The organism is Streptomyces sp. NPDC057939 (assembly GCF_042887545.1).
Classification (GTDB): Bacteria; Actinomycetota; Actinomycetes; order Streptomycetales; family Streptomycetaceae; genus Streptomyces.
The window spans coordinates 1-1193 of the sequence record NZ_JBHVPG010000127.1 but is presented as its reverse complement, the minus strand read 5'-3'; the positions used below and the strand labels follow the sequence as shown (position 1 = coordinate 1193).

Genomic DNA, 1193 nt, shown 5'->3' with positions numbered 1-1193 from the left:
TAGGCGGCGGGCGTCGTGCGCACTGCCTCGTGGAAGCGCCGACGCAGGTTGACGGCCGAGGAGAGGCCGACCCGGTGCGCGATCGTTTCCACGGGCAGATCGGTCTCCTCCAGCAGCGCCCGGGTCGCGGCGATCCGGCGGTCCAGCAGCCAACGCCCGGGGCTGATCCCCAACTGTTCGGTGAAGCGCCGGGTCAGCGTGCGCGTCGAGACCTGGGCGCGGACCGCCATCTCGGCGACGCCGACCGGCTGGTCCAGGCGCCCGGCGAGCCACTCCAGCAGCGGGGCCAACGAGTCGGCGACCGGTCCGGAAGTGGGCAGTTCGGCGTACTGCAACTGGCAGCCCTCACGGTGCGGCGGCATCACCATCTGCCGGGCGATCCGCATCGCGTACGCGGCCCCATGGTCGGAACGCACCAGATGCAGGCAGAGGTCCACGCCCGCGGCCGATCCGGCGCTGGTCGCGACGTCACCGTGGTCCACGTACAGCACCGCGGGGTCGACCCGGACCCGCGGGAACCGGGCGGCCAGCTCCGGGGCTTGGGCCCAGTGGGTGGCCGCCCGCCGGTCGTCCAGCAGTCCGGCGGCAGCGAGCACGAAGGCGCCCGAGCAGATGCCCACGACCCGCGCGCCGCGGCGGTGCGCCTGTCGGACCGCCGCGATCACCGCCGTCGACACCTCCGTGTCGATCGGCTGTTGCCAGCCGGGGATCAGTACGGTGTCCGCCCGCTCCAGCGCCTCCAGACCCGCCGTGACCAGCAGGTCGTATCCGGCCCGGGTCCGCACCGGGCCGGGATGCTCGGCACAGACCTCCAAGGCGTAGCGGGAAGGAATCGCCGGGCTGTGGTCGCCGAACACCTCCGTCGCGCAGGCCAGCGGGAAGGTCGACTGCGGGGACCGCAGCACGGCCACGACCCGGTGCAGCGCCGGGGAGTTCGGCAGCGTACGAGGCGTCATGGCGCGAAAGTACCCCATCGTGTCGTTCAGGACACTGGGGTTGCCGATTGGTCCGGTCCAACATCGTCCTGTGACCACCGCACGCAGGCATACACAGACAAAGGCCCGGAGCGCTCCGACCGTCCCGAGCGCTCCGCCACCCACCGCCACCTCGTTGTGGGACCGACGGTTCACGCTCTACTTCACCGCCCGCGCGGTCTCGTTGCTCGGCGACGCGATGATGCCGGTGGCCGCCGC

The 1193-nt window shown here is 72.3% G+C and carries 1 protein-coding gene; it reads right to left on the bottom strand.

The genetic code is table 11. The features are described 5' to 3' along the window. On the bottom strand, window positions 1-956 hold a 956-nt coding region (locus ACFVS6_RS42940; RefSeq protein WP_389711972.1), incomplete at its 3' end, for a GlxA family transcriptional regulator. Between the last annotated feature and the right edge of the window lie 237 nt (window positions 957-1193).